At 62.1% G+C, this 16,297-nt stretch carries 15 protein-coding genes; 10 read left to right on the plus strand and 5 right to left on the minus strand.

The window, feature by feature from the left end; genetic code table 11:
- The first annotated feature begins 184 nt into the window (after window positions 1-184).
- From I7X09_RS10055 to I7X09_RS10070, 4 genes are read left to right on the plus strand one after another with little or no spacing between them, the layout of a single operon-like run.
- Window positions 185-832 (plus strand): ABC transporter permease, encoded by a 648-nt coding sequence (locus I7X09_RS10055; RefSeq protein WP_095968619.1) that lies wholly within the window; start codon window positions 185-187, stop codon window positions 830-832.
- Complete coding sequence (locus tag I7X09_RS10060) at window positions 829-2,049, plus strand: ATP-binding cassette domain-containing protein (protein ID WP_095968618.1); 1,221 nt, start codon at window positions 829-831, stop codon at window positions 2,047-2,049. Before I7X09_RS10055 ends, I7X09_RS10060 begins: the two co-directional genes overlap by 4 nt.
- A 35-nt stretch (window positions 2,050-2,084) precedes the next feature.
- Entirely contained in the window at window positions 2,085-2,864 is a 780-nt protein-coding gene (locus I7X09_RS10065; RefSeq protein ID WP_095968866.1) for an ABC transporter permease, read from the plus strand.
- Window positions 2,861-3,856, plus strand: coding sequence for a glycine betaine ABC transporter substrate-binding protein (locus I7X09_RS10070; RefSeq protein ID WP_095968617.1), 996 nt, complete (start codon window positions 2,861-2,863; stop codon window positions 3,854-3,856). The genes I7X09_RS10065 and I7X09_RS10070 overlap by 4 nt, the downstream gene beginning before the upstream one ends.
- Here the strand turns inward: I7X09_RS10070 and I7X09_RS10075 are convergent, their stop codons facing one another.
- The 5 genes from I7X09_RS10075 to I7X09_RS10095 all read right to left on the minus strand — a co-directional run bounded on the left by I7X09_RS10075 (window position 3,857) and on the right by I7X09_RS10095 (window position 9,796).
- Window positions 3,857-4,633, minus strand: a complete 777-nt coding sequence (locus I7X09_RS10075; protein WP_124567727.1) for a trans-aconitate 2-methyltransferase — start codon at window positions 4,631-4,633, stop codon at window positions 3,857-3,859.
- 59 nt (window positions 4,634-4,692) lie between these two features.
- Complete coding sequence (locus I7X09_RS10080; protein ID WP_234036873.1) at window positions 4,693-5,739, minus strand: phosphatidylinositol-specific phospholipase C domain-containing protein; 1,047 nt, start codon at window positions 5,737-5,739, stop codon at window positions 4,693-4,695.
- A gap of 66 nt (window positions 5,740-5,805) precedes the next feature.
- Entirely contained in the window at window positions 5,806-7,500 is a 1,695-nt protein-coding gene (locus I7X09_RS10085) for a class I adenylate-forming enzyme family protein (protein ID WP_200316596.1), read from the minus strand.
- Window positions 7,501-7,542: 42 nt separating this feature from the next.
- Window positions 7,543-8,424, minus strand: coding sequence for an acyl-CoA thioesterase (locus I7X09_RS10090; protein ID WP_095968614.1), 882 nt, complete (start codon window positions 8,422-8,424; stop codon window positions 7,543-7,545).
- Window positions 8,425-8,434: 10 nt separating this feature from the next.
- Window positions 8,435-9,796, minus strand: a complete 1,362-nt coding sequence (locus I7X09_RS10095) for an MFS transporter (protein WP_442800595.1) — start codon at window positions 9,794-9,796, stop codon at window positions 8,435-8,437.
- Between the two features lie 296 nt (window positions 9,797-10,092).
- Between I7X09_RS10095 and I7X09_RS10100 the strand changes: the two genes are divergently transcribed.
- From I7X09_RS10100 to I7X09_RS10125, 6 genes are all read left to right on the plus strand, one after another.
- Window positions 10,093-11,259, plus strand: a complete 1,167-nt coding sequence (locus tag I7X09_RS10100) for a thiolase family protein (RefSeq protein ID WP_200316600.1) — start codon at window positions 10,093-10,095, stop codon at window positions 11,257-11,259.
- Window positions 11,260-11,296: 37 nt separating this feature from the next.
- Window positions 11,297-12,829, plus strand: coding sequence for an acyl-CoA synthetase (locus I7X09_RS10105; protein ID WP_200316602.1), 1,533 nt, complete (start codon window positions 11,297-11,299; stop codon window positions 12,827-12,829).
- A 164-nt stretch (window positions 12,830-12,993) separates the two neighbouring features.
- Window positions 12,994-13,446, plus strand: a complete 453-nt coding sequence (locus I7X09_RS10110) for a MaoC family dehydratase N-terminal domain-containing protein (RefSeq protein ID WP_200316604.1) — start codon at window positions 12,994-12,996, stop codon at window positions 13,444-13,446.
- 37 nt (window positions 13,447-13,483) lie between these two features.
- A complete protein-coding gene (locus tag I7X09_RS10115; RefSeq protein ID WP_124567733.1) occupies window positions 13,484-14,287 on the plus strand; it encodes an SDR family NAD(P)-dependent oxidoreductase in 804 nt (267 codons plus the stop codon).
- 30 nt (window positions 14,288-14,317) lie between these two features.
- Window positions 14,318-15,445: a CaiB/BaiF CoA transferase family protein gene (locus tag I7X09_RS10120; protein WP_234036874.1), complete on the plus strand. Its 1,128-nt coding sequence runs from the start codon at window positions 14,318-14,320 to the stop codon at window positions 15,443-15,445.
- A gap of 19 nt (window positions 15,446-15,464) precedes the next feature.
- The gene (locus tag I7X09_RS10125) at window positions 15,465-16,268 is read left to right on the plus strand and encodes an SDR family NAD(P)-dependent oxidoreductase (protein ID WP_095968607.1); all 804 of its coding nucleotides are present in this window, start codon (window positions 15,465-15,467) and stop codon (window positions 16,266-16,268) included.
- Window positions 16,269-16,297: the final 29 nt, after the last annotated feature.

Raw genomic sequence — 16,297 nt, forward strand, 5'->3', positions numbered from 1 at the left:
CTCGCACGTCCAGAACAACATCCGACACGCTGCAATCGGAATTAGTTGCAGTATCGGAGTTTTTGGACGACAGTCGAGACAAACCCCTCGGCCGGAAACGGCTGCGGGGAAAGCCCTTGTGCGCCGGTCGGTGTCGAGGGAAGACGTTTGCGAGCAGAAGTCCGAAGAAAGTGGGTTCGGAAATATGGGCGCGCTATGGGATTTTGTCGTTGCACGACGACAACAATTGATGACCGACTCGTACCTACATGTTTCAGCAGTTATCCAGTCCGTGATCATCGCGACGATTGCCGCGGTGATCATCGGAATTCTCGTCTACAGAAGCCCGGTCGGTTCGTCCGTGGCAACAGCTTTGGCCAGCACGATCTTGACGGTTCCTTCGTTCGCTCTTCTCGGACTGCTCATTCCGATTCTCGGTCTCGGCGTCGCCCCGACGATCACCGCACTGATCCTGTATGCCCTGCTCCCGATCATTCGGAACACGATCATCGGCCTGGATGCGGTCAACCCGGCCATCACCGACGCGGCGCGCGGCGTCGGAATGAATCGCATGCACGTACTGAGTCGAATCGAGCTACCGATCGCGTGGCCCTCGATCCTCACCGGCATGCGGGTCAGTACGCAGATGCTCATGGGCATCCTGGCCATCGCCGCATACGCCAAAGGTCCAGGTCTGGGAAACCTGATCTTCTCCGGTCTCTCGCGGGTAGGCAGCCCCAATGCTGTTCCGCAAGCGCTGGTCGGCACCGTACTCATCGTCATTCTGGCCCTGATCCTCGACGGAATCTACGTCGTCATCGGCCGTCTCACTACTTCGAAGGGGCTGCAATGACCGAAACCATTCCGTCCGACGTATCCGCTGATCAGAAGGTGTCCGGAGTCGAGATCGTTCTCGAATCCGTGACCAAGCGTTACCCGGGCCAGAAAGCTGCAGCGGTGGACAATGTTTCGCTGACTGTTCCCGCCGGCGAGATCGTGGTTTTCGTCGGACCTTCGGGTTGCGGCAAGACGACGACGATGCGCATGATCAACCGTCTGATCGAACCCACCTCGGGCAAGATCACCATCGACGGCAAAGACGCCCTGTCCATCGACCCGGACAAGCTTCGCCGCGGCATCGGATACTCGATTCAGCAAGCAGGCTTGTTCCCGCACTTCACCATTGCGAAGAACGTCGCGACGGTGCCCGGCCTCATCGGTTGGGACAAGAAGCGAATCGCGGCACGGACCGACGAGATGCTCGACCTCGTCGGCCTCGACCCGGACACTTATCGTGACCGGTACCCACGACAGCTCTCCGGTGGCCAACAACAGCGCGTGGGCGTGGCGCGGGCACTCGCCGCCGATCCCCCGGTTCTGTTGATGGACGAGCCTTTCGGTGCCGTCGATCCCATCACTCGCGGTCTCCTCCAGGACGAACTGATGCGTCTGCAGTCGGAGTTGGGCAAGACCATCGTGTTCGTCACCCACGATTTCAACGAGGCAGTCAAACTCGGGGATCGAATTGCCGTGCTGGGTAACCAGTCCAGCATCATGCAGTACGACACCCCCGAAGCGATCCTCGCCAATCCCGCCAACGACATGGTCGCGGGTTTCGTCGGCGCCGACGCATCACTAAAGCAGTTGACCTTGACCCGTGTGCGTCAGATCAAACTCAAGCAGTGCCTCACCGCGCGCGAAACCGATTCGGTCGACGACTTGAGAACCGCACTCGCAGCACGCAAGTGGAAATGGGCCTTGATTCTCGATCAGCGTGGCCGGCCGCTTCGCTGGGTCTCACCCGGGCACCTCGCTCACGCGTCGACCCTTCGAGGTGTCGGTAACGAGATCGGTGAGGCCGTGTCCATCCAGTCCACCCTGCAGGATGCGTTGGAAGCTCTTCTCGCCGAGAGCAATGCATCCACCGTGGTCACCGGACGGCGCGGCGAGTACGTCGGCCTCATCACGATCGACACGCTGGTCAGCCATCTCTCCGAGATGCGCGAGGAGCATGCCCACGATCACGACGACGACGAGTCCGACGCCGAGAACGTCGAGGGTCGAATATGAGTGCCACGACCGAAGACCTCGTCGCCGCGCCCGAGATGGAACCGGACGCTCCCGATCTCGGCGCCGCCGAGAATGCGGCCACCCGCCGAGCTGAGCGGATGCGGCTGTACGTTCAACCCGTCATTGTTCTTATCCTTGTCGCGGGCGTGCTGACCTGGGCGTTCACGCGCGAACTGAACGCGACACAGAAGGCCAGCATCAATCTCGACAACATCGTCACGCTGACGTGGCAACACGTGCTGATCACCGCCGCTGTGGTCATCATCGTCGTCGCCATCGCGGTTCCGCTCGGAACATTGTTGACCAGACCGAAATTCACCCGCTTGGCACCGTTCTTCGTCGGCATCGCGAACATCGGGGCCGCGGCACCGGCTATCGGCCTCCTGGTGTTGTTCTATCTCGCGACCAGAACGACGGGCTTCTGGATCGGCGTGTTTCCGATCGCGTTCTACTCACTGCTTCCCGTGCTACGCAACACGATTCTGGGTTATCAGCAGGTGGACAAGACTCTGATCGACGCCGGACGTGGTCAGGGGATGTCTTCTCTGACCGTACTGCGCCAGCTCGAATTCCCGATGGCTGTCCCGTACATTCTTGCGGGCCTTCGCACGTCGCTCGTACTGGCCGTCGGCACGGCAACGCTGTGCTTCCTGGTCAGTGCCGGTGGTCTGGGCATTCTGATCGACACCGGGTACAAACTGCGCGACAACGTCACCCTCGTGGTCGGCGCCGTACTCGCGGTGTCGTTGGCCTTGCTGATCGACTGGCTCGGCGCGCTCGCCGAAACTTATCTCGGGCCCAAGGGATTACGATGACCAAGACTTCGATCACCAGAACGCGGGGCTGGAAACTCGCAGTTGCCACGCTCGGCCTCACCCTTGTCGCGTCCTGCGGCCTGGAATCCGGTGGCGCACTGCCGCTGGCAGTCGGCCCCGGCAGCATCGAGCCCGTTCCCGAGCTCGAGGGAGTGAAGATGACCGTCGGCTCCAAGGACTTCACCGAGCAGATCGTGCTCGGGTACGTCATCGAGTTCGCTATGGCGGCGGCAGGCGCGGATGTTCGAGATCTCACGAACATTCAGGGCTCGAACAGCACCCGTGACGCACAGTTGAACGGGCAGATCGACCTTGCGTACGAGTACACCGGGACCGGGTGGATCAACTATCTCGGAAACGAAACTCCACTTCCCGACTCGCAGGCGCAGTTCGAGGCGGTCCGCGACGCAGATCTGGCCGCGAACGACATGGTGTGGACTGATCCGGCGCCGATGAACAATACGTATGCATTGGCGATGAGCAAGGAGACCGCCGAGAAGACCGGCGTCAAGACTGTTTCCGACTACGCCAAGTTGGTCGAATCCGATCCCGGTGCTGCAGTGACGTGCGTCGAGACCGAGTTCAACGTCCGTCAGGACGGCTATCCGGGTCTGGCAGCCAAGTACGGCTTCGACGCCTCGCGAGCCCAGCGGCAGATTCTGCAGACGGGCATCATCTACCAGGCGACGGCCGACAGCGACCAATGCAAGTTCGGTGAAGTCTTCACCACCGACGGTCGCATCATCGCACTCGATCTGGTTCTCCTCGACGACGATCTGCAGTTCTTCCCGAAATACAATCCGGCACTGGTGATGAAAAAGGACTTCGCGGAGGCACATCCGCAGGTTGCCGAAGTCATGGCGCCGATCTCGGAGAAACTGACCAACGAGGTGATGACCGAGCTCAACCGGCAGGTCGACGTCGACGGCAAGGAGCCGGCGGACGTGGCCCGCGACTGGCTGGTCTCGGAAGGCTTCGTCACAGCCGAGTAGTTACCGCTTGCGTCCCACACAGAACACCCGCCGGAACGGAAACAGCGTTCCGGCGGCCGTGGCGGGATACGCCTCTCGCAGCAGGTCGGAATACTGACGCTCGAACTCCGGAGCGTCGGCCTCGCCGAGAACGTCCAGGACCGGCCGAAGTCCAGTACCGCGTACCCATCCGAGCACGGGATCGGCACCTGCCAGCACGTGTACGTACGTCGTTTCCCATGCGTCGACGTCGAACCCGTGTTCCTGCAGCCGCTGCGCGTACGCCACCGGACTGTCGACACCTTCCGGACCGCGTAGGACGCCGCCCAGTCGCTCGCTCCATTCCGCGGACTCCGCGAGGCCTCGCATGAGCGCATGTGACGGCGCATCGAAGTTTCCCGGAACCTGCCACGCCAGCCACGACCCGGATGCCAGGGTGTCCGCCCACTGGTCGATCAGCTCGCGGTGGCTCGGAACCCACTGCAATGCAGCGTTACTGACGACCACGTCGTAACCGGTGGCGTCGAAGGACATGATGTCCCCCAACTCGACGGTGACGTTTCCCGGCAGGTCTGTCGGGGCCTGCGCCACCATGTCGGGAGACGAGTCGAATCCGGATACCGAGGCGTCCGGCCATCGTTCCCCGAGCATCGCGGTCAGGTTGCCTGAGCCGCAGCCGAGGTCGGCTACCCGCGTCGGGTCTTCGGTGGTCACCCGTGAGACCAGGTCCACGAACGGGCGTGACCGCTCACCCGAATAGCGGCCGTAGACTTCGGGATTCCACGTGACAGTGCGCATGAACCCATCCTGCACCCTGTTCCTGAGAATTGCCGCCTGCCAGATCTTGTCGGCAAAAATCACCGACGCGGCACCACGGTGGACAGTACGTTCGGCAATCTCGACCAGTCCGCGGTGATGTAACTCGCGTGCTCACCGGCCAGCCGGTCGAGTCGCTCGCTCGCTTCGGCTTCCGAGGCATGAGTTCCGTCGATCTGCGGAGCAACCTTGTGCGCGTCGGTCATGACGAGCAGGTAGCCACGATCGTGGTACCACTGCGGATCCACATCGCCCGAGGTGTAATCGAGCGCGTCGCCGTCGAAAATCACGAACCACGGTCGGATCCCCGGATCGGCGTAGCGGTCGAGACGGGGATCTCCCGGCGATGCCCGGTGAACAGCAGGAAAGGCCGCGCCGAGTTGGACGAGCCCGGCAGCGGACAGATCTCGCAAGTGCGTCGCGTACTGCTGGTCGGTCCACTCCGTGTCGAGAGGGTTTCCCTCCTCGATCGTTCCCGGAATCAGCTCGAACAGAAACTTGCCGGTCATCTCGGAAACACTCGGCCATCCGCGCTCGGTGACGGCGGCATCCGGAGTCGAGTAGGACTCACCCATCAGATCGGACGGAGCGAAAACCGCGTCGCCGAGGGTCCCGAGAATCAAGGCGTCGAGATCGGCGGGTCCACGTCCGTAACCGGCCGTGAAACCGTCCTTGAGTTCCAACTTGATCATCACCGGCGGATGCTCGGGATCGGCTTCGTGCCACGCCCGCATATCCGCCAGGCATCCGCGGAGTCCCTGATCTCGCAGACCGCTTCGCAATCCGGCAGCGTCCTGCGCACCGACGCAATTGCTGTCGCTCGCCACCGGATTCATGTGCGACACACGCCAGTCCGGACCGACGCCGTTGGTCCACAGATCCAACTCGAGCAGGGACGCCCCTGAATCCAGAGCGTCGGCGAAGTACGGGAACGTCGCCTTCTCGTAGGAGTTGTGGACGCCGACGGACGTGGTCTCGGAAAACGAGTGAGCTCGGTCCGCGGTCGTCTCGGCACCGGCGGAGGGCGCCGAGACTACCGAGACGACCGCCGCGAATGCACTCACACCGGCTACCAGGAATCCACGCATGTTCGACACTCTCGCAGAAATCACGCCGCGGCAGGACCGAATCGGGAGAGTTACTGGACGATCGTCCTAGACTGCGTCGGCGACAAGGCTGTTCCTCAATACGTTCTTCTGTATCTTTCCCGTTGCCGTGACAGGCAGTTGGTCGACGAACCTGATGGAACGAACCTTCTGATACGGGGCCACCTTCGCGGCCACGTAGTCCGTCAGTTCCCGCTCCAACAATTTCAGGGCCGACGCAGCCTCGGACGCGAAGTCGCGGTTCAACTGAACGAATGCCGTCACGCGCTCACCGACCACTGGCGCCTGTTCGCCGACGACGGCTGCCTGTGCAACGGCAGCGTGTGAACACAGAATCTCCTCGAGCGGCTGCGGATACACGTTGTAACCCTTGTAGATGATCATGTCCTTCGATCGCCCCACCAGAAACAGGTGCCCCGCCTCGTCCAGCCGCCCCATGTCTCCGGTCGCCAGCCAACCACCGCGGAACTGAACCGCAGTCAGTTCCGGCTGGTTCTGGTACCCGTCGGCGATCTGGGGCCCGCGGGCCCAGACCTCACCGACCTCGCCGGCCCCGAGGACTGCCGAATTCTCGTCTCTGATCTCGAGTTCGGTGTCGAAGATCGCGACGCCGACGCTGTCCGGCGGCGTCGCGACGTCACAGTTCAAAGGCGCACCCGTCAGGCCCATCGTCGCTTCGCTCAGGCCGTATCCCTCCGTGACCCAGGCATTGTCGAAGATCGTTTGCAGGCGCCGCAGCGATGTCGTGTCGAACGGGGCTGCCCCGGAGTTGATCGCACGCACAGAGGACAAGTCGTGCGATCCGATCTTGTTGCTCGCCAACAACGCGTAGTACATCGCGGGCGAACCGGTGATGTGGGTGACGCCGAGGCGCTCGATGTCTGCCAACATCCGGTCCGGATCGAAGCGGCCGGTGAAGACAACAGTCGATCCGAGCAGAGTACTGACGTTCTGTCCGACCAAGCCCAGACCGTGAAAGAGTGGCGCCACCGCGATGTTGACACCTTCGCCCGGAACCAGCGCATGAGGACCGCGATCGACGGTCGACTGCATTCGAAGCCCGCCGAGTTCGTCGAGTTCGGTGAGAAGCCCAGATCGCCAGGATGCCATCTGGATGACATTCGAGACCAGGTTACGGTTCAGTACGCGAACAGCTTTGGAGCGTCCGGTCGTACCGCCGGTCAGCTGAAGATGAGCGACGAGCTCCGGATCGACACTGTACGACGTCAGCGGATGCGCCTGCAACAGATCCCCGAATGCAAGAACGCCCTCCGGCAGAGCCGTTTCGGCCGTCGGCGCCGAAGGTGTCGCGGATACGCACACCACAGCGTCGACGCACTGCGCGGCCGCTGCCAGAACGATTCCGACGGATTCGGGGTGCGAGATGACCACGCGTGCCTCCACATCGTCCAACTGATCGCGGAGACCGGCCGGCGGGAGAGTCGGATTGACCGGCGCCACAGCAGCACCCGCACACAGCGCCCCGTAGTACGCCACGACATACCACAGGTTGTTCGCCATATGGAGCGCCACCACGTCCCCCGGTTGGGCCCCGAGTGCACGCAATCCCCCGGCCGCTCGCTGTGCACGGTCGTACAGCTCGGCGAAGGTGAGTTCAAGGTCGCCGTCTTGCAGCGCAATTCGGTCAGGGTACGCGCGAGCAGCCCCTGCCAGAACTGCGTCGATTCCTGTCGTCGGATAGTCGAGGCACCGAGGCATATCGGCCGGCCAGGCGAGCGTCATGAGTAAAACCTCCAGCTGTTCGGAATGGATGGAATGAATCTTCTAGTCGATCCGGCGGACCAACGACTCTTGGACCACAGTGGCTACCAAATCTCCTTTCCTACTCCAGAAATGCCCACTCGAGAGACCGCGCCCGTCGCAGGACGACGGACTGGTTTGCGAGAACAGCATCCAGTCGTCCGCCCGGAACGGGCGGTGGAACCACACAGCGTGATCGAGGGAGGTCACGATCGCCCTGGATTCTCCTTTGAGCATCGAACGATGCGGCTGGATATCGAGTGACGCTGTCGACGCCAGTGTCATGTCGGAGCCGTACGTGAGCGCGCAGACGTGGAGCAATGGATTGTCCGGCAAAGCCTGAGCAGGTTTCAGCCACACTGTCTGCTCCGAAAGTCCCGGTACTGCACGGTAGTCCGATACCCGATCCTGCGGTACGAAGCGCAGTGACATCACCCGAACCGTAGTCGCGGCCTGATATTCCTCAGGTCGCTCTTTCGCCCAGTGCTCGTACGGATCCGGAAGGTCCTCGGGTGGTGGCACTTCAGGCATGACCAACTGTCGATCCGCACCGTCTTCGGACAACTTGAAGGAGGCCGACAACGTGAAGATCGGTTCTCCGCCTTGTCTCGCGGTGACCCGACGACTCCGATACGACCGCCCGTCTCGGAGTCGTTCCACCTCGTAGACGATCGGCTTGGTGGGATCGCCTGCACTGAGGAAGTAGCCGTGAAGAGAGTGCGCGAGATTTTCCGATGGAACGGAATTTCCCGCTGCGGTCAGAGCCTGGGCTGCCACCTGCCCACCGAACGCCCTCATCGGATGCCCGGCGTGACAGTATCCGCGAAACTCCTTGCTGCTCAGCTTTTCCAAGGTCAGCAAACTCTCGAAGTCAGGCGAAACATGATGATCGAGGATGGAGGTCATCGAAATCGGCCTATCGGGCAGCGACAACGGGAGCGTGGGGGCGCACCGAGTTCTTGTCACGGGCAGGATCGATGATGACGATGCCGATGACGGCCACGACGAGCGCTACCCCACCGAGGATCTGGAAGGCGGTCGCGTAGCCGTCGCCTCCGTCACCGGCCGCGTCGACGATGCGTCCCATCATGTACGGCGCGATGAACCCGCCGAACGCCATGAGCGACAGGAACACCCCGAGTACCCCGGAAATTTGCTTCGGCGGGCACAATTCGCTGACACACGCATTGAGAAGCGGAAGTACCGGAGTACATATCGCGTAGCCCAACGACACCATGAACACAGCCATGACAGGCGCATCGACGAACGGCAGGAACACCAACAACGTGCCGCCGATCAGCATGCCGACCGCCGGAAAGACAACCCGAGCAGCACGCATACCGACGCCTCGGGTGATGAGCTTGTCGCTCAACCACGTGCTGCTCAACATGATCGCAAGACCGATGAGGCTGGGGATGGAGAACATCGATCCAGCCTGAAGTCGCGAATAACCAAGGCCCAGTTCGAAGTACGACGGCAACCAGGTGAGGACTACCGCTGCCAGTGCATAGGCGGCTGCAATGAGCAGAACACCACCGATGAAGGTGCGGGTGCGGAAGATGTGCAACCAGGGCACGGCCGGCTCAGCGTCAGTCGCAGGTGCTGCAACCATTTTGGGGCTCGAGCCGTCAGGGCCCGGGTCGGCATCATCTGCCTTACCCGAGTTGGCAGCTCGTCCGTACGGACCCTCCTTCCACACCGCCAGCCACAGCACAGCCCACAAAAGCCCCGCGATCGCCAATGCGACCAGCGCAGAGCGCCAGCCCCAGGTGACCGCGACGTACGCGAGAATGGGCGCGATCGCAATCTTGGCGATCGACGCCGAGCAGGTCAGGACGGCTCCGGGCAAGCCGCGGCGCGCCGGCGCATGCCAGGAGTACGCGGCGGAAAACAGTAGCGGCGAGTTGGGACCTTCGGCGAAACCGAGAATCATCCGACTCACGAGCAGGGTCACGAAACTGGCTGAGAGCATGAGCGGCAGCATCGCCACGGACCACAGGACGACCAGCAGAACGAGCGCCCAGCGCAGTCCGAGCCACTTGTCGAGGGCACCGGAGAACAAACCACCGAGCGAGAGCATCAGAAAGAAGGCACTTCCAGCCAGGCCGATGTCGGAAGCGGAGAGCCCCAATTCCTTGGCCAAGGGCTGGGCGATGATGCCGAGGACTGCTTTGTCGGCAAAGTTGATGACGTACATGGCGACCAGCACACTGGTCATTCCCCAGGCGACTGTCCTGGATTCGCCTGCTTCTCCGAGCTTGGCCCGAGGCCGACTCACCTGCTGTTCGAGTACCACTAAATCTCCTTGGACTGGTAAGGGAAGATTCGCCACGACTTCGCCTTTGGCGCTGACATTCCCAACCTGGTGATGGGCATCACATCGTGGACTGGGCAGAATTCAATCACTAAAAGAGCTTCCTAGCAAGGAATTCGCCGGATAATGTGAATTTGCCATAACTTGAAGCACGGTCGAGATCAATCTAGATACAAACCGCGAAACAAGTTATCGTCTATTCACTTAACTGTTTGTCTACGAAGAGCCGACCCCTCAGGTCGGCAACGAAGGAGCCCGCCATGAACGACGCCGTCATCGTCGATGCAGTTCGCACCCCGATCGGAAAGCGGAACGGAGGACTGTCCGGGGTCCACCCGGTCGACCTGTCCGCCCACGTTCTTCGCGCCCTCACCGAACGCAACGACCTCGATCCGAGCACGGTCGACGACGTTTTGTGGGGTTGCGTCAGCCAGGTCGGTGAGCAGGCCGGCGGCGTCGGCCGATACGCCGTGCTCGCCGCAGGTTGGCCCGAGTCGGTCACCGGTGTGACCGTGGATCGGGCATGCGGGTCCTCGCAGCAGTCCTTGCATTTCGCCGCGGCCGGAATCATCAGCGGCCACTACGACATCGCGGTCGCCGGTGGCGTCGAGAGCATGAGCCGCGTCCCCATCGGCTCCGCGCGCAGCGCCACGCAATTCGGCAAGCCGTTCGGCCCGTTGGTCCGGCAGCGATACAACGGCGTGGAGTTCAACCAGGGCGTGGGCGCGGAAATGATCGCCGAGAACTTCGGACTGACCCGAACGCAGCTGGATCAGCACGCTCTCGACTCTCACGAGCGAGCAGCCGCGGCCATCGACGCGGGTGCATTCGAGAGTCAGATCAGCCCCGTGAAGACCACGGCAGAGGACGGAACCGTGTCCATCGTCGACACCGACGAGGGAGTCCGTCGCGGGTCGACTCTCGGGCGGTTGGCCGCGCTGCCTACCCCGTTCAAGGACGACGGGCGTGTCACCGCTGCCAACTCGTCACAGATCTCCGACGGCGCTGCTGCACTACTGGTCACCAGCAGCGAATTGGCGGCTCGCCGAGGATGGAAGCCCATCGCCAGGGTCCACACCGTGGCATTGGCAGGCGTCGACCCGATCACCATGGCCACCGGTCCCATTCCGGCCACCGCCAAGGCCCTCGAGCGTTCGGGACTGTCGCTGTCCGACATCGGGGCATTCGAGATCAACGAGGCTTTCGCTTCGGTCACTCTGGCTTGGCTGCAGGCGACCGGCGCCGATTATGCCAAGCTCAACCCTCTCGGCGGCGCGATGGCGCTCGGTCATCCGCTCGGCGGTTCGGGCGCACGTCTAACGACGACCCTCGTACACCACATGCGCGACAACGGCATTCGGTACGGATTGCAGTCGATGTGCGAGGCTGGCGGTCAGGCCAATGCCATGATCCTGGAACTGATCTGAATCAGGCCACGCGCCACGGACTCCTTGGAGGAAGCACATGCAACTGACTCAATTCATTCACCGATCCATGCGAGCGGCCCCGGAAACCCCGATGACGGTGTTCGGAGATCGAGTCCGAAGCTGCCGGGAATCGGTCGAACGAATCACGAAACTGGCGGGCGGATTGCAGGCGATGGGACTGAAACCCGGTGATCGCGTCGCGATACTGGCATTGAATTCGGACTGGTATCACGAGGCACTCCTCGCCTGTTGGTGGTCGGGAGCGGTGGCCAGTCCCGTCAATACTCGTTGGAGCCCAGCGGAAATCACGTACGCGCTCGAGGATTCCGGCTCGACCTTCCTACTGGTCGACGACAACTTCGCTTCCGCCGTGGGCGCCCTCCGCGAATCGTGCCCGAGTCTGGCGACTGTGATCTACTGCGGCGACGGACAGGCTCCCGAGGGAATGCTCGACTACGAACGGGTGATCTCGGAATCGGTGGCCGTCGCCGATCTACGCGTCGGCGGCGACACCCTGGCACTGCTGCTGTACACCGGTGGTACGACGGGCGTACCGAAAGGTGTGATGGTCAGCCATCGATCGCTGATCACTTCGGCCTTGGGCACACTCGCCGCAGGAAATGTCGCCGTCAGCGGCGGAGTGAACCTCGCTGTCAATCCTCTGTTCCACATCGCGGGGATAGTCGGGTGGCTGGCCCAGTCGCTGATGGGCGGCACTCAGGTCTTCTTGTCGAGATTCAATCCGGCCGTATTCCTCGAGGCGGTCGACCGACATCGGCCGACAACCGTCGGCCTGGTCCCGACGATGCTTCAGATGTTGATCTCGCACGAGGACACGGCTTCCTACGATCTGACCAGTGTTCGAGTCCTGAGGTATGGGGCCTCTCCCATTTCTCCGACGCTTCTGGGGCAAGTCATGCAGATGTTCCCCAACAGTGCCTTCGCGCAGGGCTACGGGATGACGGAAACCGCCCACATCAGTGTTCTCAGCCCTGCCGATCATCTGGAAGGCGGCGAGTTGCTCCGTAGCGCCGGTCGCATTCTCCCGCACTGCGAGGTCCGGATCGTCGATCCGGCCGGCACGGAACTGCCTCCGGGTGAAGTAGGTGAAATCGTCACGTTCGGCAGCCACATCATGCTCGGGTACTGGAACAAACCGATCGAGACCGCCGAGGTACTACGTGACGGATGGATGCACACGGGTGATGCGGGATACCTCGACGAGCGCGGTTACCTGTTCATCGTCGATCGAATCAAGGACATGATCGTCACCGGAGGCGAGAACGTCTATTCCACCGAGGTCGAAAACGCCTTGGCTCGACACGAATCCGTGGCAGCGTGCTCTGTCATCGGCCTTCCCGATTCCCAGTGGGGCGAACGCGTACATGCCGTGGTTGTTCTTCGAGCGGATTCGAGCATGGACGCCGACGCCTTGCGCGCGCACGTGAAGACACTCATCGCCGGGTACAAGGTTCCTCGCTCCTTCCAGTTCGTCGATGCGTTGCCGGTCAACGGCGCCGGAAAGGTGCTCAAACGCGATCTGCGTGCCCTGGCCGCCGCGTCTGAGTAGTCAGCCTCCCCCGCCGAACTCGGGAATCAACCATCACTTGCATCAGGTTCTGAAACTTCTTGACAACTGCAGATATCTGGGTCAAAGTGAATATGCGCTAACCGCGATTCGAAGATCACTCATCAGCTGGCGGACACTTTCGCCCAGATTCCGAGGAGTTTGTCATGACCAGCCTCGACGCCGGAGTCATCGGCACCCGAATTCCCGAGCACTCGGTGGAGGTCGAGCGTGGGCGACTCGCCTTCTTCGCCCGCGCCACCGGACAGGACGATCCGATCTACACCGACCGGAGCGCCGCCGAGCAGGCCGGACACCGCGACCTCCCCGTCCCACCGACCTTCCTGTTCTGTCTCGACATGGAGCGGCCGAATCCGTCCACGTTCTACGCGGATCTCGGAATCGACATCAGGACGATCCTGCACGGCGAGCAGGAGTTCACCTACCTCCAGACCGCGTATGCAGGTGACACTCTCCAATTCTCCACAGCGGTCACGGATTGCTACGCGAAAAAGGCTGGTGCACTGCAGTTCCTGGTCCGCACCACCGAGGTGACCCGCGAGGGTCAAGCGATTGCAACCCTCCGCTCCACCACGGTCATCCGTGATCCTCGAGCTTGAAAACACTCATTCCACCTAGACTGCAAGGACATCGAACATGGGCACTCTCGACGGCAAGGTCGCCATCGTCTCCGGTTCCGGCCGCGGGATCGGCCGCGACATCGCACTCCGCCTCGCTTCCGAAGGCGCATCCGTGGTGGTCAACGACCTCGATCCCGAACCGGCACACGAAACGGTCGAAGACATCAAGGCTGCAGGCGGGCACGCAATCGCCTGTGTCGGATCCGTGACGGACACCGATTTCGCGGAGCGTTTCGTCGGTACCGCGATCGATGCGTTCGACGGGCTCGACATCATCGTCAACAACGCCGGATTCACCTGGGACACCGTCATCCAGAAGATGACCGACGAGCAGTGGGACACCATTCTCGACGTCCATCTGAAGGCACCGTTCCGCATTCTTCGGGCCGCACAGCCCTACATCAAGGCCAACCCCACCACCTACCACCGCAAGGTCGTCAACGTCTCTTCGGTGGCCGGCCTCTACGGAAACCCCGGACAGTCCAACTACGCAGCCGCAAAGGCTGGAATCGTCGGACTGACAAAGACTCTCGCCAAGGAGTGGGGACGCTACAAGGTCAATGTCAATGCGGTTGCCTACGGGTTCATCCTCACCCGAATGACCGAAGCGGTTGCCGGCGACGATTCGTTCGTCGAGATCGGCGGCCGCAAGATCAAGGCCGGTGTCAGCACCGCTGTCATGGAACGAGTCAAGACGTCCAACCCACTCGGTCGCCCGGGTACTCCCGCCGAGGCTGCCGGAGCAGTGTACGTGCTCTGCACGCAGGACACCGACTACGTCAGCGGGCAGTGCCTGACCGTCGATGCGGGCTCGCGCTAGTCTCCCTACCAGCGAAAGATGTCTATTTCCATGACGACTGACGCCAGTCCCAACGGTCCACTCGCGGGCCTTCGTATTGTCGAGCTCGGTGGTATCGGACCTGGCCCGTTCTGCGGAATGCTACTAGCCGATCAAGGCGCCGACGTGATTCGGATCGACCGAAGCACCGAGGTCGGAAACCAGTCCGGACATCCTGTCCTGCATCGTAACCGGCGTTCAGTAGCACTGGATCTCAAGGATCCGCACGACGTCGACACCGTCTTGAAGATCATCGACACCGCCGACGCGGTCATCGAGGGCTTCAGGCCGGGAGTCACCGAGCGTCTGGGGCTCGGCCCGGACACCTGCCTGTCCAGGAACCCGAAGCTCGTGTACGGCCGGATGACCGGGTGGGGCCAGGATGGGCCGTTGGCGCAGGAACCCGGCCACGACCTCAACTACATTGCCCTGACCGGCGCACTCGGAGCCATGGGAGCCCCGGGGAAGGTCCCTCCGGTTCCTCTGAATCTGGTCGGAGACATGGGCGGTGGCGGAATGTTGCTGGCACTCGGCATCACAACCGCAATGCTCCGGGCACGAATCGACGGCCGCGGACAAGTGGTCGACGCGGCGATGACCGACGGCACCGCCGTCCAGTTGGCATTGATCCACGGACTACTCGCGCGAGATCGCTGGGTGGACGAGCGCGCATCCAACATGTTCGACGGCGGCGCTCCCTTCTACCGGAACTATCGTTGCGCCGACGGCGGATTCATGGCTGTTGGTTGCGTGGAGCCGCAGTTCTACACCGCGACCATGAGAGTGCTCGGCCTGACCGAAGATCCACTGTTCGCACAGCAACACAACAGAGACGCGTGGACGGCGATGGCCGACCGACTTGCCGAATTGTTCGCGACCCGTACCCGCGACGAATGGGACGCTGCATTCGACATGCAGGGCGCCTGCGTCTCCCCGGTATTGAATTTCGACGAAGCAGCGGCACACCCGCACAACGCCTTCCGTGCGACGTTCGGCAAGTTCGGCAACGGGCACATCCAACCGAATCCAGCTCCGCGTTACTCCGATACACCGGCCGATGACCCGCGTCCCGCACCCGTCATCGGTCAACACACCGACGAAGTGCTCGCCGAAATCGGCGTAGTCACCGCCGCACGCTGAAACCGAAAAGGATCGCATCATGGGAACACTCGACGGCAAGGTTGCCATCGTCTCGGGCTCGGGCCGCGGCATCGGCCGCGAAATCGCACTCAAGCTCGCCTCCGAAGGAGCCTCGGTAGTGGTCAACGACCTCGATCCCGAGCCCGCCGCTCAGACTGAGCACGACATCAAAGCCGCAGGTGGACAGGCAGTCTCGTGCGTCGGTTCCGTTGCCGAGGACGGATTTGCCGAACGCTTCGTGGACACCGCCGTCGAATCATTCGGTGGACTCGACGTCATCGTCAACAACGCGGGATACACCTGGGACAGTGTGATCCAGAAGATGACCGACGAGCAATGGGACACCATCCTCGACGTCAACCTCAAGGCGCCGTTCCGGATCCTGCGTGCCGCTCAGCCGTTCGTCAAAGCCAATCCCACCGACTACCACCGCAAGGTCGTCAACATCTCGTCCACCTCGGGTGTCTTCGGCAATGCAGGACAATCCAATTACGGCAGCGCGAAAGCCGGCATCGTCGGTCTCACCAAAACGCTGGCCAAGGAGTGGGGCCGTTACAAGGTCAACGTCAACGCGGTCGCCTTCGGCTTCGTCGTGACCCGAATGACCGAGGTGACAGCCGATTCCGACACCAAGATCACGATCGACGGCCGCGACATTCGTGTCGGAGTCAATCCCGACCGCATGGCAGCCATGGCAACCACCATCCCCTTCGGCCGAGGAGCAACTCCGGTGGAAGCCGCAGGCGCCGTGTACCTGCTCTGCATACCGGAGTCCGACTACGTCAACAGCCAATGCCTGGTTGTCGACGGCGGACGAGTCTGACACCGCTCCCCTCGATCATTCGGAGAAAC

The sequence above is a fragment of the Rhodococcus sp. P-2 genome (assembly GCF_016598535.1).
GTDB classification, from domain to species: domain Bacteria; phylum Actinomycetota; class Actinomycetes; order Mycobacteriales; family Mycobacteriaceae; genus Rhodococcus_F; species Rhodococcus_F baikonurensis.

Excerpts from the sequence above, each read along its gene's own strand:
- I7X09_RS10085 (WP_200316596.1), bottom strand. The coding sequence starts at position 7,500 with ATGACGCTCGCCTGGCCGGCCGATATGCCTCGGTGCCTCGACTATCCG.
- I7X09_RS10075 (WP_124567727.1), bottom strand. The coding sequence starts at position 4,633 with ATGCGCACTGTCACGTGGAATCCCGAAGTCTACGGCCGCTATTCGGGT.
- I7X09_RS10125 (WP_095968607.1), top strand. The coding sequence starts at position 15,465 with ATGGGAACACTCGACGGCAAGGTTGCCATCGTCTCGGGCTCGGGCCGC.
- I7X09_RS10115 (WP_124567733.1), top strand. The coding sequence starts at position 13,484 with ATGGGCACTCTCGACGGCAAGGTCGCCATCGTCTCCGGTTCCGGCCGC.
- I7X09_RS10105 (WP_200316602.1), top strand. The coding sequence starts at position 11,297 with ATGCAACTGACTCAATTCATTCACCGATCCATGCGAGCGGCCCCGGAA.
- I7X09_RS10080 (WP_234036873.1), bottom strand. The coding sequence starts at position 5,739 with ATGCGTGGATTCCTGGTAGCCGGTGTGAGTGCATTCGCGGCGGTCGTC.
- I7X09_RS10110 (WP_200316604.1), top strand. The coding sequence starts at position 12,994 with ATGACCAGCCTCGACGCCGGAGTCATCGGCACCCGAATTCCCGAGCAC.
- I7X09_RS10065 (WP_095968866.1), top strand. The coding sequence starts at position 2,085 with ATGGAACCGGACGCTCCCGATCTCGGCGCCGCCGAGAATGCGGCCACC.
- I7X09_RS10090 (WP_095968614.1), bottom strand. The coding sequence starts at position 8,424 with ATGACCTCCATCCTCGATCATCATGTTTCGCCTGACTTCGAGAGTTTG.
- I7X09_RS10055 (WP_095968619.1), top strand. The coding sequence starts at position 185 with ATGGGCGCGCTATGGGATTTTGTCGTTGCACGACGACAACAATTGATG.
- I7X09_RS10070 (WP_095968617.1), top strand. The coding sequence starts at position 2,861 with ATGACCAAGACTTCGATCACCAGAACGCGGGGCTGGAAACTCGCAGTT.
- I7X09_RS10060 (WP_095968618.1), top strand. The coding sequence starts at position 829 with ATGACCGAAACCATTCCGTCCGACGTATCCGCTGATCAGAAGGTGTCC.
- I7X09_RS10100 (WP_200316600.1), top strand. The coding sequence starts at position 10,093 with ATGAACGACGCCGTCATCGTCGATGCAGTTCGCACCCCGATCGGAAAG.
- I7X09_RS10120 (WP_234036874.1), top strand. The coding sequence starts at position 14,318 with ATGACGACTGACGCCAGTCCCAACGGTCCACTCGCGGGCCTTCGTATT.